We start from the raw sequence: 14,796 nt of genomic DNA on the forward strand, positions 1-14,796 counted from the left end.
AATCAGCCGGTTCTTTTAACAAAAATCGGCTTTCCAAATACTTTTAGCTTCTATCTACAGCAAAATCTTTGCTTGTTACCTGTTGAACCATAACTATAGGCGAAATACTGATAACTTATATTACGATTGATACGCACTAATGACTCAATGATGTCCATGCTCTTGAACAACCGCTATCAAATTATTCGCACTTTAGGAAGTGGTGGCTTTGGTGATACATTCTTAGCTGAAGATACTCAAATGCCTTCTGGACGAAGTTGTGTAATCAAGCAACTCAAGCCCATTGAGAATAATCCCCAGATTTATCAATTAGTACAAGAAAGGTTTGCGCGAGAAGCAGCAATTTTAGAGGAATTAGGTGGATTAAATCACCAAATTCCCACCTTATATGCTTATTTTTGCTTGGATGAGAAGTTTTATTTGGTTCAAGAATGGATTGAAGGAAATACTTTAAGCGCAAAAATTCAACATCAAGGTTTATTTAATGAAAGCGATGTCAGAGAAATAGTTGCAAATATATTACTAGTTTTGCAATTCGTACATAGTAAGCGGATTATTCACCGCGACATCAAGCCAGATAATATTATTTTGCGGCAGAGCGACGGTAAGCCAGTACTGATAGATTTTGGTGCAGTGCGGGAAACAATGGCAACAGTAGTTAATTCTCAAGGTAGTCTGACTCGTTCAATTGTAATTGGTACCCCTGGGTATATGCCCAGCGAACAAGCTGCTGGTAGAGCTATTTATTCAAGTGATTTATACAGTTTGGGGTTAACTATGGTTTACCTACTGTCTGGAAAATCACCCCAACAATTAGAGACTAATTCACTGACTGGAGAAATTACTTGGGAATCTGAAGTTGGAAATATTAGCCCTGCGTTGAAAACAATCATAAATAAGGCTATTGCCTACCATCCACGGGAACGTTATTCTAGTGCTTTAGAAATGCTGGAGGATTTGCGACAATTAACCACTCATATTTCACCTACTATACCTTTTGATAATCAAGCAAATAATTCTTATCAATCAACAGTTATAGCTAATAAAGCAGTAGAAAATTTATCCGAGCCACAAGTTACAAAACATCAAAAAGATAAAACAAATAATAAATTAGGAATACTACCTCTCAGTGCGATTATTGGTAGCGTTGTTGGAATGTTTAGCATCGGCAGTTTTTGGTTATTAAGACCAAAAAATGTTATTTCCCAATCTCAAATTGAAGGCATGGCAACACCTCAATCTCAACCAACGGTGAAGCCCGCAATACTCGAACCTCAACCTTCTGTAAAATATACAGCAAATGATTTTTCTTGGCTGTCTTCAAGAAGGGTAACAGATGCAGATTTGGATGGCATGAATGGTTATACTTTGGACTTAATGAGAAATTCTATTTTTGCTCGTCATGGAAGACGTTTTAACAATCCTGGCTTGCAACAATATTTCGATAAGCAATCTTGGTATATCCCCAAGTATTCACCTCAAGACTTCCCTTCTAATTTACTATCGAATCTGGAAAGAATGAATGTAGAATCTATTGCAGAATATCAAGATAGAACAAATAAAAGATTTTTTGGGAAATGATTTATTTTTGTAATTGGGAATTGGGCATTAAATAATTAATCAAAACTTGTCATCAATAAGATTTACGCAATTATAAAAATTTATTTTAGGGTAGGAAAAAGACGATGAAGCCTAAATCCTCGCCACGAACTGATGATTACAAAAATTTAAGTGAATTACTGACTATATAAACTAGAACTATCATAGCTTTTTATTATCCATTACCCATTACCAAACCTCTTTGGCTGATATTGTAGATTGGCCGTGATTTTTAAGACAACAAGATAACTAGTAGAACTTGATTACGCAATAGTTAACTTGTACTTAATAATATTTTACTCTTCCTAGAATTACTGCTGTTGAAATAAATATACTAAGTAACAGAACATAAAGCTGGACTTATATTTAGGTTCCCATCGCATCATAAATGTTAACTGGACTAGCTGCTTAAACAAATTTTAGGAGTAAAATATATGACTAGTGTTCTCTTTGACTTACTAGCTCTCAATTTATACAGATGCTGCTTAACAACCGCTATCAGATTATTCGGACTTTAGGAAGCGGTGGATTTGGAGAAACTTTCCTTGCAGAGGATACCCAAATGCCTTCTCGCCGCCTTTGTGTAATTAAGCAATTACGGCCAATTCAAGATAATCAACAGGTTTACCAATTAGTACGGGAGCGATTTGGGCGCGAAGCAGCAATTTTAGAAGAATTAGGTGATGGCAGTTGTCAAATTCCAAGTTTATACGCTTACTTCAACGAGCATGGGCAATTTTACTTAGTGCAAGAGTATATCGAAGGAAAAACTCTTACACAAATGCTTCAAGAAAAAGGTTTGATGGATGAAAATTCTGTCAAAGAAATTTTGATTAGTATTTTGCCAGTTCTTGAGTACGTCCACTCTAAAGGTATTGTCCATCGAGACATCAAGCCAGAAAATATTTTAATTGATATTAACGGTCAACCGGTATTAATAGACTTTGGTGCAGTCAAAGAAACTTTAGGAACGATTATGACTCCTTCAGGAAATGCAACCAAATCAATCGTTATCGGTACGCCAGGATTTATGGCAACGGAGCAATCTGTTGGACGACCGATGTTCGTTAGCGATATATATAGTCTGGGGTTGACTGCAATTTATTTACTTACAGGTAAAATGCCGCAAGAGTTAAACACTGACCCAGCTTCGGGTAAAGTATTATGGCGACAATATGTACCTAATATCCAAGATAATTTCGCAAATATTTTAGATAAAGCAATTGGGTTTAATGCTCGGGATAGATTTGCAAATGCCACTGCCATGATGCAAGCCGTGCAAAGTGGCGCGATAAATACAACTTCAGAGACTTCTCATAGTACAGCTTTTCCCGATACCTTACCTCCAGCAGTCACTTTACCACCTCAAACTCATCTAAATACAGTTGCGATTGCACCACCATCTGTAGTTGCATCCAGCCATCAAGGAAACGGTAAAGGAATTCTTCTTGGTAGTTTAATTGTTGGTAGTTTAATTGGTACATCGATTGTTGTTGGCTTAGCTTTAAACAGGCAGCCCAAGCAAACTAAAATAATTACGCAACAACCACAACCAGCAACTTCACCAATAAGAAATTTAGAAAGTCTAAATCAGCCGCAAACGACACCAACTGTAGCACCAACTGTAACACCAACCGTAACGCCAACAGTACAACCAAATACACAGCCTAACTTTACCTTTCCACCGGCAACGGAACCCAACAATAATTTAAATAATTCACAAGTAGAAAAAGTAGAAGAGCCTCTAACTGCTCCACAAAAACCTCAAATAACCAACCCTGCTCCTAACTTAGAAATTCCTCAACAAACTCAATTATCCCCTCCCGGAGATATTGCACAGCCACCAATCGAGCAACCTTCCCCAGCACAGACAGTAGAAAATTATTATTTAAACATTAATCAAGGTCAGTATAAAACAGCTTGGAATCAACTATCTCAGCAATTTAAAGATAACAAGCGCCTTCATCCCAAAGGTTATTTTTCTTATCTAAATTGGTGGAGGGGAAAAGTTGAAAGTGTAAATATCGAGCAAGTAAAAATTTTGGAAGCGAGTGTAGATACAGCAGTAGTCGATACTTCGTTGAATTATCTGATGAAAAATGGTCGTATTATACCTAATTCAGTGCGTTTCACCTTATCGTGGGATGCTCAAAATCGTAGGTGGGTAGTGAAAGATGCGAATTGAAATCGAAGTTACATTTCTTCTTCTATCAATTTTTCAATGTATTTTTGCACAAGAGGTACTTGAAACCTAATATGTGTTGTTTCCGAATCATTCACACAAACAGTTTCTCTTTGTAAAATCTCTTTACGAACTAGCGATCGCACTAAATTTTTATCCATTTTATCTTCTAATTGAGGTTGTTCTCCTTCAACTAAACGAAAAAGTAAATTCAACTCATCATCGGTAAAACTTCTACGTAATTCCCGAAAATACGGATCGGCTCGTACAAGTACTGTAGGAATTACTCTTGCAACATCTGCTTGAGAGATTTTTGATATATCTATGTTTCTTTGGTTGTCCCTAATATCACTATTAACAAATTCGACAAGTTCATAACACATAAGCTGTACGAGAAAAGGCTGACAGCGAGTTAGGTAAATAATATGTTCTACAGCAGCATCTTCATAAATATCATCGGCAAAATCATCTATTGGGTGTAATATCAATTCGCGGGCTTCTGATGAGCTTAAATATGTAATTGAAAAAGAATGAGTATTGATTAAACAATCGCTCCAGTAATCGGGAAGTTCTTCTAAATGATGAAAACCGCTAAACAACAAAACCCAATTAGGGCGATGTTGTAGAATGTGACGGAAAAAATTTAGAGGGGCTTTACTACCTGTCGCTTCTATGATTTCGCTCAGTCGCTCATATTCATCCAAACATAAGAGGAATTTCTTCTGAGGAAAAGCAGTTTCTATATCTGCCAGCCAGAACTGTAATGCAATAAATGGGTCTTTTTCCAGCTTTTCTTTATTAGGAAGAGGCAAGTATAAAGGCTGAGGTAATCGTCTCGCCTTATAAGTTATTTCCCCTACGAAATATTCTGCAAAACCTATTAAAGTTTCTGCCGATGCTGCTCCCTGTATATCTACTAACAAAGGTATTAAATCCGATCCTATTTTATAAGGTAAGTATTTTAAAGCCGAAGTTTTCCCGGTACGTCGCCCACCATATAGCAATAATGCAGGAGGATTTACTTCAAGCGCTGAAGTTTGAATTTTGCGGAATAAGTCAATCCGTCCTTTGAAGCGCTGCTTTGCTGTTTCCGGATCTAAAGCATTTCCAGCAATGTAAACTTGTCGCACTTCCTCAGATTCAACCGCACGCTCTCTCAATATCCTTTTAGCTGTAATTAAAATTGTTTTCCAATTTTGGGCAATAGTTCCCACATTAGTAGCTATCTGAGGATTTTTTATTAAAGAAATACTATTTAACAGTGATTCCAATGCACTAATTGGTTTTTCTAAAAATTTGTATTGAAGATAAGGTGAAGTTTCTTCATATGATTGACAGACATCTTGGCTTATATCTAGGAAGCGGATAATTACCCAGTTAATGTCTTTTGAATAATCTGAAAAAATCCAATTTAATTTGTTTTTTATTTCTGCAATATCGCGTAAAGTTTCACATTTATGGAGAGAATCTAATACAATCTGCGTAATTGCTTTACTTGGTACTTTTTGTTTGTTTGTAGAAGTAATTAAATATTTAATCATCTTACTAGTCATAAGTGGTTTCTCTTGATGAGCTTTGACAATTATCTGCACCATAAAAGGTAAAGGGAAAGTTTGTTCGTGGTAGCAAGATGGTAGATAAGGAAGTAAAGGTGCTGCATTTCCTAATTGCGACAAAATATATATAAAAGTTATCCATACCAATTCCAATAACCATAAAAATATAGGTATCAAAGGAAAAGCTATTAGGATTAACCAGCTTCTCTCATCAGATACATCAGAAACTATACCCAGAGCAACTCCAGCCGTAACACCCAACGCAATACCCGAAGCTACACCAGACGCTAAAACCCAAGCGATTCGCCAAAGAAAAGTAACAGCTACAACCGAAGCTAAGTTTGAGTCGCCAAAAAACAGAAAGCCCAAAAAGACGCTCCATGCTATACCCCAAGCAACACCCCAACCTATTCCCAAAGAAACACCCCAAGCCACTCCCAGCCAAATCCCTAATGCTAAAGATCCAGGTTGTTGCAGTTTTTCCAAGTCAAATTCAAGTTGAAAAATTAGTCCTGTTGACACCCCAATTGCAGCAACAAGAAAGGAAATCCAAAAAGACCATTCAAAAAATTTTTCTAACTTTTGATTTTCGCCACGCGCTAGCCACAAACCAACCCACCAACCAATTATAAATAACAGACTGTTTGGCAATGTAGAAGATAAATATAATTGTAATTCTCGGTTGATAGTGGCGTAAATTAGCCCTGTCAAGAGTACAAGCAAAGTAGGTACAATTGCAGTTATCCACCAAACCTGTTCTGCGTAGCGAGATAAAGGAAGGTTTCTATTAAACTCAGCCTTAATTTTAAATGGATTATCTATTGGATTTAGTTCTGGATGAATATTTCGCAACCATTTAGCAAAGGTATATGGCTTAAAATAAGCCCAGTAAAGAATACGGAAACATTCGGCAAGATAAGCTAAAAACTTTGAATATCGCAACATTTTAATTTATTACTTTTTCTATCAGTTTTTGTAACCACTGCAATACTTCAGGAGACATTATTCGACTAAAAAAAGCTAGAAATATTACACCCAATATCGCAAGTCCTAAAATTAAACTGTTAAAGTCATTCAAAGTCACACCTATTGCTTTAGGTATCCGACCTAACTTAATTGGTAAATCACGAAATAACCAGCGTATGACGAAAAACAATCCTTGTTGCCAATTGATAATTTTATATGGAAAAAAGTGTTTAAGTTGTCGATCAAATTCAGTTCTAGCTTCTCTTATAATTTGTCGTGCTGTTTTATTATTCTCACTTTGTTGAGAATTTTCATAAGCATCATAAATACAGGAAGCTGCTAATTGCAGCAATAAAGGATGTCTTCTACCCCATTTTCGAGCTATTTTCTGATATTTATCTCCTAGTACAGGTTGATCGGCAGGTAATTTAACTAATTCTTCTGCTTCATTATTAGTTAGCTGATTTAACTGAATAAAGTGAAATGGGTGAGAGAAGTTTCTTACTGAATTGCGTTGAGAAAAGTAGTAATGTAAAACTTTTTCCGAAACTATTACTAGAATTAAAGATGAATCATTAATTAATGATCTGAGTTTTCTAAAAAAAACATTATCAAATTCTTTGCTGTTTTCTTCCTGAAAAAGAGTGTCCCATTCATCTAAACATATTACAGGTATTATATTATGCTGATTTAAGTTAATAATTGCATCATTGAAAGCTTTATTAATTTGATTTTGCAAGTTTTTATTTGAGTCATATGAAATTATATATTTGGAGTCTATTAATTGTTTAGTTTTAATATATTTTGAAATAAAGTCTTGAAGTATTATATATAAATGAGAGTCCCCTTTTATAAAAGGTTTTTGGATAATTTCTTGGGCTATAGAATAATACAAAAAACCTTGAGATTGACAACGTGATAAATCTAAATGTATGATAACGTATTTTTTCTTATTATCTTTTTTTGGAAAATCTTTAAATTTTTGATAGAAATGATAAAGTAATGAAGATTTGCCAATTCTTCTTTGTCCGTAAATATTTACACTTGTTCCATCATTAACACGTGCATTAATTTGGAGTAGCTTTTTTTTTCGACCTACAAAAAGCTTAGGAACTTTAATTTTAGGACCAGCAAGAAATCGTAATTCTGAATCTAATATAACTGTTTCCGAACTAACTTGATAATTATTTGTAAAAATACTTGCTAGTAAACCATGCGTATGTGATAAAAATGAAAGACTTGATACATAAACCTTAAACCAATCAGCAGGCAATTGTTGAAACTTAAAAAGTTTTTTAGACCTAGAATTTTTTAAAAACTGGTTTTCTGCCCATTTAAAATCTCGTCCGAGTTGACGTGCTTCGTATAAATAGAAGCCAGCAAGTTGCAGTAAATAAGGATAACCCTTACCCCATTGTTGTGCTAAGTCTTGTTCATTTGGTGTCAATGCAGGTGTTTCTGGTTGAGAATTTGTAGGCAAACGTGTTAGTTGAATTGCCTCATCTGTAGTTAATTTACCTAATGTAATAACCTGTCCAACATTAAAGAAACTAGAAACAAAACGATGTTTTTCGGCATAAAAATCAAGTTTTTTGCATGAAGCTATAACCAGCATTAAAGCGCTATTATTCATCAAAGAACGTAAGTTATCATAAAAACCGTTATCAAATTCTTTTCGATGTTCGTCTCTGTTTTCAAAAAGACTTTCAAAATCATCCAAACACAAAACTGGTAGCAAACCTAGCTTCTTAAACTCTTCGATAGCTCGTGAAAATGATAAACGGTCAAGAGGATTTTGTAATAATGCAACTAAGTCGGGTTGTGTTTGCACGTTAGAACAACTCAATAACTCTTGTGCTAATTCTTGATAGAAATCTTTTTCCGTTTGACAATGTGCTTTTTGTAGCGAGATATAAATCACAACGTAATTATCAGGTTGTGAAACTCGCTGCTCCCAAGTTAGAAAGAAGTAATAAAGTAAAGATGATTTGCCAATCTGATGTTCGCCAACAATATTCACGCTTGTTGGCTGCGGACCCCTCATCCGACTTATAATTGCCCGTAATTCTTGTTCGCGACCTACAATTGCCCGTAATTCCTGTTCACGACCTATAAATTTTCCGGGGTGTTGCAGCATTGGACCTGCAATAAAGGGATTCAAATTCTTCATTGCTGGTACTCGTGGTAACTTTTGAGACTGATTATAATTTTTATACTTAGAAAGCTTGGTTTATCAGATCACAATTTTCTATGTATTTTTAGGAAAAGTTTCAACTCAAGCAAAAGTTAAATGAATTTCTACAGGCTTGAATTAAAACCGCATATTTTGAGGAGTAACAAACAAAACTTAAAATACAATGAAATATTGCCCTATAATTGCAATAATTAAATATTATCTAATATTTAAGTCTGTATAATATAGAGTCTCATATTACTGCTTCAAGACACAGCATTTGTTCGCTACATAACGATTAATGCTTATCTGGAACCGTAATACCTTTCAAGCTTTATATTATTGTTCAATTGTTGTAATAATAGCTAAAAACCTACATGAGTTCTCAGGAAACTGATGCAAACAAAGGTGCGTCGTCAAAAGCATGGCGTAGCTTGCGAGAAAATCTGATTCTAATAACCATCGCTTTGGTATTAGCATTCTTCATTCGGACTTTTATAGCCGAACCTCGCTACATCCCTTCAGATTCAATGCTACCCACTTTACATACAGGCGATAGATTAGTAGTTGAAAAAATTTCCTATAAATTTAACTTACCAAAATTTGGCGACATTATAGTTTTCCAGCCACCACCAGAATTGCAACGTCGCGGATATTCTCAAGACCAAGCCTTTATTAAACGAGTAATTGGCACTCCTGGAGACACTCTAAAAATTGATGATGGTAAAGTTTATCTTAATGGTAATATTTTGCAGGAAGATTACATAAAAGAGCCGCCCTTACAAGCTTTACCCTTAGTACAAATTCCCCAAAACCAATATTTTATGATGGGTGACAATCGTAACGATAGTAACGATTCTCGTTACTGGGGTTTTTTGCCAAAGCAAAATATAATTGGTAAAGCCATTCTCCGCTTTTGGCCTCCCGATAGAATCGGTACGATATAAAAATTATGAGTTAAAAGTTAAAAAGCCCGAAGTTAGGATTACATAGCGAGATTAGCCAATTAAAACTGCAAATAATACATTAATTGAGCAAGTATTTCACCAGATAAATTCAATCGCTTTTGAAAATCAACTATATTTCGATAAGAACCTGACAAACTGCGATTGTCTATGACGGCTTGTGCTAATGAAGAATCGATAAAAGGTACTTTCAGTAAATCTTCAACTGTGGCTGTATTTGGATTCACAACAAGAGTAATACTATCTAAAGATTCGTCGTCATAATAACCAAATATTAAAATTATTTCTAACGGTTTTAATCGCTGTGCGGCTAAACCTAAAGCTGCCGCAATATCTTCTACGCAGTAAAATTTAACACCCGACCTCGCTAAATCTACAAGAGTCCGCGCTTGATGAATAGATAAACCCGGTAAGCGCAACCAATCATCAACGGTGGCTTGGTTAGCATCAATCCGAATGCCAAGTTGAGCCGCGATCGCAATTTCTTCCCCTGACTTTAATCGATAATAAGGATCGTTAAGCAATTTCTGACGCAATTTTTGCAATCGAGGATTGAGTCGAGGTAGCCAGTTTGGGTTCATGGGTAGATGGGAAGGGATGGGGAGACTATTTGAGTAGCGAGTAGCGAGTAGTAAGTCGCAAGTAACTATTAAAGAAGGAATGGTTGAGGAGTTGATTATAAGAATTAACTACTAGTTTACTAATTCCCAACTCCTAACTGTTCACTGTTCACTGTTCACTGTTCACTGTTCACTGTCAATCAGCTGACGGCGCTTTTGTTCAAATTCGTATTCGGAAATTAATCCATCTTGACGCAAAGCATCTAATTCCCGTAAAGCTTCAGCAAGTGCTCCCACTCCTGAAGCTTTGTTTGTGAAACTTGATTTTAATGACTTACCTGAATTAAAGTTACGATCAAAAGTCTCTTCATCCTGTGCTAAATACCAAACAGCTTCAATAGCGCAAGCTACTTTGGGTATTGGTGTCCAAGAAAGTAATACATAAACTACTCCCCATAAGGGCTGTCCCAAGTAAAACTTATGTAAGCCTGAGATTGTTACCGCACCAGACAAAGCTAAAATTGCTGCAATGCTTCGGCTTTTGTTTTTGGCAAGCATATTCCTAAATTATCTATAATTACCTGCATTGAATACAGAGCCGCTTAGTGGTTAATTTATATGATACAAAAGACGCAGTAAACCTGCGAAAGATATATTAGCAAAATATCCTGGTTTGCGTCAGCATTTTAAACTTCTTTTGATTTTGAGTTCAAATCTACGCTCTTAGTAAAATAGATTTATAACTAATTAACTTTTACTGTTTTTATAAAAAATGTAATAAAAATCACGTGTATTTCTATGTAATATCAGTTTTCATAATGTATTTTGCTATTTAGTATCAAAAATATATTTCTTTCTTTAAATAAAATAGAGTTAATAGCAAGAATGCTTTTTTTGATTTATTGAATTGCGTTCCTGGTTTAGCATAAAGGCATGTAAATATTCTTTGCTAACTTGTAAAGAATCTGAATAGAAAGCTACTGCTACCGGTTTAGCTTATTCCCTAGATTAATTGCGTAGATTAAAATAAAACTAGTAGGTGAAGTAACAATATATTAAGTCTCGGTACTCTTTAAATACAAGTAATATGGGATTCTTCGACTCCGACATAGTTCAGCAAGAAGCGAAAAAGCTGTTTGAAGATTATCAAGCTTTGATTCAGCTTGGTAACAGCTACGGTAAATTTGACCGTGAAGGCAAAAAACTATTTATCAGCCAGATGGAAGCAATGATGGAGCGCTATCGGGTATTCATGAAGCGCTTCGAGCTATCTGAAGATTTTATGGCACAAATGACAGTTGAGCAACTGAAAACTCAATTGAATCAATTTGGGGTCACTCCGCAGCAAATGTTTGACCAAATGAATCTTACTCTAGAGCGTATGAAAGCCGATCTAGAACAAAATCCTTAAATTTAGTTGTGAGTTAAGAGTTAAAAGGTTCAACTCCTAACTCCTAACCAAAACAATCTTTAAAAAGCTATTTTGCCTTGGGGCGAGTGAATTTTGAAGGTGGCTTAAAGCTTTGTGATGGTGAGTTTTTCAGCGCTCTGACCATAAAATCTCGCCAAATTGGTGCTACATCGCTACCACCTGTAGCTCCTCTTGATAATTGTCTGTTGTCATCCCTACCAACCCAAACGGCTGTAGTCAATTGCGGCACAGTACCCACGAACCAAATATCTTTTTCAGAAGATGTGGTTCCTGTTTTACCTGCTGCTGGACGACCTAAAGCAGCATTTTTACCAGTACCGCTATTAATTACGGTTTGAAGAATGTTGATTGTGGAAGCTGCCGCCCAAGAATCTAATACTAACTTGGGTTTGGGCGTATTATCTAATAAAACATTACCGCTACTATCGGTAACGCGAGCAATTACCGTTGTTGGTGATTGCCAACCATAATTTGCAAAAGTAGCGTAAGCAGAAGCCATTTCTAACGGCGTGACTCCAATAGCGCCCAGGGGCAGAGAAGTTACCGGTTCCATTGGACTCATAATCCCTAAAGTCCGACTGGTTTCAACTACCTTATTCATACCGATAGCTTTACCAACCTTAATCACGGGAATATTCCGAGATAGCTTGAGAGCATGACGAATTGACATAGCACCGCCGAAACTGCTGTCATAGTTACGCGGTCTGTACCAACCGCTACCGTCTCGATAGCTGACTGGAGTATCGTAGACGATTGAATTGGGAGTATATTTACCAGTGGCAAATGCAGCGTAGTAAACAAAAGGTTTAAAAGCAGAACCGGGCTGTCTTTGGGCTTGGGTACCTCGGTTAAATTCGCTTTTTTTGGAATCTACACCACCAACCAATGCTTTAACGTAATGAGTGCGGGGGTCTACGGCTACCAAAGCAATTTGGTTTTTGTATAAACCACGTCTGAGTAACCGGTAATGCCATTTCTTAACGACACTCTCCGCCATCTTCTGGAAGTCAATATCGACGGTAGTTTGTACCCGCATACCGCCTTTAAGCAATGCATCGCGACCAAATTTCTTCGCTAATTCTCGCGAAACTTCGTTTGTAATATAAGGTAAAGCACTACCTCCAAAAGACCTAATTTTACCCAGCTTAATCTCTTGTTTTAGTGCGTCATCGTGTTCTTTTTGACTAATCCAACCCAAAGTCAGCATTCGTCCTAAAACGGTTTTTTGCTGGAATTTGGCTTTTTTTATGCTTACAAATGGACTGTATTGCTCTGGAGCTTGGATTAAACCAGCCATCATTGCCGATTCAGCCAAAGTCAGTTGGCTCGCCGACTTATTGAAGTAACTTCTGGCGGCTGTTTGAACACCATAATTATTGTGACCCCAATAAACTTGATTGAGGTACATTTCTAAAATATCGTCCTTAGAAAGAATTTGTTCTAAGCGAATAGCTAATACGGCTTCAGCTAACTTACGAGTATATTCGCGTCGGCGACTCAGAAACAGGTTCTTTACCAACTGCATGGTGATAGTCGAAGCACCTTGACTAACACCACCAGATGTATAGTTAGTAACAATAGCGCGACCTACACCTTTGGGGTTGATACCGTGGTGAAAATAAAAATCGCTATCTTCGCTGGCTAGTACGGCTCGCTTTAGTTCTGGAGAAATGTTCTCTCTAGTAACAACTTCCCGGTTAGCTTCACCGTGTAAACTCGTAAGTAACTTACCCTTTATATCGTAAATATAAGTTGTTTCTGAAGGAAAAAAGTTACGTAGCTGCCTGACATCTGGTAAATTACGGAAACTAATTGCTAAACCGACTAATCCTCCCGCTACAATAGAGCTTGTCAGCATCGTGGCAGCTAAAAGAGTTCCGCCAGCGACCTGACCGACTCCTTTGATAAATTCAAAGCCTGACGAAACCGGAGCCTGGGGCTGCTTTTTTTCAAAAGTCCTAGATGACACGGCTATCTCACTTCCTCACTTGTAAATAATAAGTCTAATTAATAAAGGCAGGTTAAAGCGGTTGTTTTTTGTAATTATATTAGTCTGTAGTTTGGAGCCATCTCTATTATTTATAGAGCGATTTTAACTAAGCTTACAACCAGAGTTAACACTATAAGTAACAATTTCTAAACTAGTATGGGGCATACAGAATCTTGGCTACATCGGGGTACTGTGGAAATTTTTCCTCAAGGAGACAATTCCGATAAACAGTCCGAAAGTCTCGAAAAGCTTTTGGAAACAGCAAACAGACCTTTAAGGATTAAATTTGGAATTGACCCTACAGGTGCGGATGTTCACCTAGGTCATAGTATACCAATGCGGAAATTGCGAGCTTTCCAAGATAATGGTCATACAGCTGTGCTGATTATTGGCGATTTTACCGCTAGAATAGGCGACCCGTCAGGTAAATCCGAAACACGTCGTCAACTTACGCAAGAACAAGTAGAGCAAAATGCTAAAAACTATCTAGAGCAAGTTAAACCGATTTTGGATTTTGATACCCCAGGTAGGCTAGAAGTACGTTATAACTCCGAATGGCTAAATAAGTTAGACTTAGGGCAAATTTTGGAGTTGCTTTCAACGATGACAGTGCAACAGATGTTAGCAAAGGAAGGCTTTGCCGAACGCTATAAGAAAGAGAATCCTATTTTTATTCATGAGTTCCTATATCCATTGATGCAGGGTTACGATTCAGTTGCTGTTGATTCAGATGTAGAATTAGGAGCAACTGACCAAAAGTTTAACATTGCTGTAGGGCGGGATTTACAACGTCACTTTGGTAAAAAGCCTCAATTTGGGTTGTTGTTACCAATTTTAGTTGGTACGGATGGCGTTCAAAAAATGTCCAAATCCTTGAATAACTATGTAGCTGTTGCAGAACACCCCTCACAAAAGTATCAGAAACTACAAGCTGTCCCCGACGAACTACTTTCTGATTATTTTGAACTACTTACCGATTTAAATAAAGACAATTTGCCAGACAATCCTAGAGAACGCCAACAATTATTAGCCAAAGAAGTTGTAACTCAGTATCATGGCGAACAAGCAGCGATAGAAGCAGAAAAAGCTGCTGCATCTGGAGGTAAAGCAGGAGAAGTTCCTGAATATTCCCTAGCTCAAGTAGAATTCCCCGCAAAACTATTCTATCTTCTTAATGCTAGCGGCTTGTGTAAAAGCAGTGGCGAAGGAAGAAGAAAAATTCAGGAAGGTGGGGTACGCTTAGACGGCGAAAAAATTACGGATACAGATACTACTTTTGAAACTCCAGAAGAATTACAAGGTAAAGTTCTACAGCTAGGGAAAAAGAAGTTTGTAAAACTTTTGCAATAACAGGTTATCAGTTACCAGTTACC

Annotated in this window: 10 protein-coding genes; 5 read left to right on the plus strand and 5 right to left on the minus strand. The window is 36.7% G+C overall.

The annotated features are described in order from the left end of the window. The first annotated feature begins 147 nt into the window (after nt 1–147). On the plus strand, nt 148–1,581 hold the full coding sequence (locus tag RIV7116_RS01360) for a YARHG domain-containing protein (RefSeq protein ID WP_015116464.1): 1,434 nt from the start codon (nt 148–150) through the stop codon (nt 1,579–1,581). Nucleotides 1,582–2,077: 496 nt separating this feature from the next. Further along, the gene (locus RIV7116_RS01365) at nt 2,078–3,784 is read left to right on the plus strand and encodes a serine/threonine-protein kinase (RefSeq protein WP_015116465.1); all 1,707 of its coding nucleotides are present in this window, start codon (nt 2,078–2,080) and stop codon (nt 3,782–3,784) included. Nucleotides 3,785–3,792: 8 nt separating this feature from the next. Here the strand turns inward: RIV7116_RS01365 and RIV7116_RS33555 are convergent, their stop codons facing one another. Further along, complete coding sequence (locus tag RIV7116_RS33555) at nt 3,793–6,282, minus strand: anion permease (RefSeq protein WP_015116466.1); 2,490 nt, start codon at nt 6,280–6,282, stop codon at nt 3,793–3,795. A 1-nt stretch (nt 6,283) separates the two neighbouring features. Continuing rightward, on the minus strand, nt 6,284–8,464 hold the full coding sequence (locus RIV7116_RS34435; RefSeq protein ID WP_232435756.1) for an AAA-like domain-containing protein: 2,181 nt from the start codon (nt 8,462–8,464) through the stop codon (nt 6,284–6,286). A 389-nt stretch (nt 8,465–8,853) separates the two neighbouring features. Here RIV7116_RS34435 and lepB point away from each other — a divergent pair, with 389 nt between their 5' ends. After that, entirely contained in the window at nt 8,854–9,423 is a 570-nt protein-coding gene (gene lepB / locus RIV7116_RS01380; protein WP_015116468.1) for a signal peptidase I, read from the plus strand. Between the two features lie 59 nt (nt 9,424–9,482). On the opposite strand, the gene RIV7116_RS01385 is transcribed toward lepB, so the two are convergent. Together RIV7116_RS01385 and RIV7116_RS01390 are read right to left on the minus strand one after the other, a co-directional pair. After that, nucleotides 9,483–10,022 carry a ComEA family DNA-binding protein gene (locus RIV7116_RS01385; protein ID WP_015116469.1) on the minus strand — a complete coding sequence of 180 codons (540 nt, stop codon included), beginning with the start codon at nt 10,020–10,022 and terminating at the stop codon, nt 9,483–9,485. 162 nt (nt 10,023–10,184) lie between these two features. Further along, the gene (locus RIV7116_RS01390; RefSeq protein WP_015116470.1) at nt 10,185–10,559 is read right to left on the minus strand and encodes an NINE protein; all 375 of its coding nucleotides are present in this window, start codon (nt 10,557–10,559) and stop codon (nt 10,185–10,187) included. A 529-nt stretch (nt 10,560–11,088) separates the two neighbouring features. Here RIV7116_RS01390 and RIV7116_RS01395 point away from each other — a divergent pair. Beyond that, nucleotides 11,089–11,412, plus strand: coding sequence for a DUF1825 family protein (locus RIV7116_RS01395; protein WP_015116471.1), 324 nt, complete (start codon nt 11,089–11,091; stop codon nt 11,410–11,412). 67 nt (nt 11,413–11,479) lie between these two features. Here the strand turns inward: RIV7116_RS01395 and RIV7116_RS01400 are convergent, their stop codons facing one another. Beyond that, the gene (locus RIV7116_RS01400) at nt 11,480–13,402 is read right to left on the minus strand and encodes a transglycosylase domain-containing protein (protein WP_015116472.1); all 1,923 of its coding nucleotides are present in this window, start codon (nt 13,400–13,402) and stop codon (nt 11,480–11,482) included. A 177-nt stretch (nt 13,403–13,579) separates the two neighbouring features. On the opposite strand from RIV7116_RS01400, the gene tyrS reads away from it, so the two are divergent. Then, complete coding sequence (gene tyrS, locus RIV7116_RS01405) at nt 13,580–14,773, plus strand: tyrosine--tRNA ligase (RefSeq protein ID WP_015116473.1); 1,194 nt, start codon at nt 13,580–13,582, stop codon at nt 14,771–14,773. Nucleotides 14,774–14,796: the final 23 nt, after the last annotated feature.

The organism is Rivularia sp. PCC 7116 (genome assembly GCF_000316665.1).
GTDB lineage: Bacteria > Cyanobacteriota > Cyanobacteriia > Cyanobacteriales > Nostocaceae > Rivularia.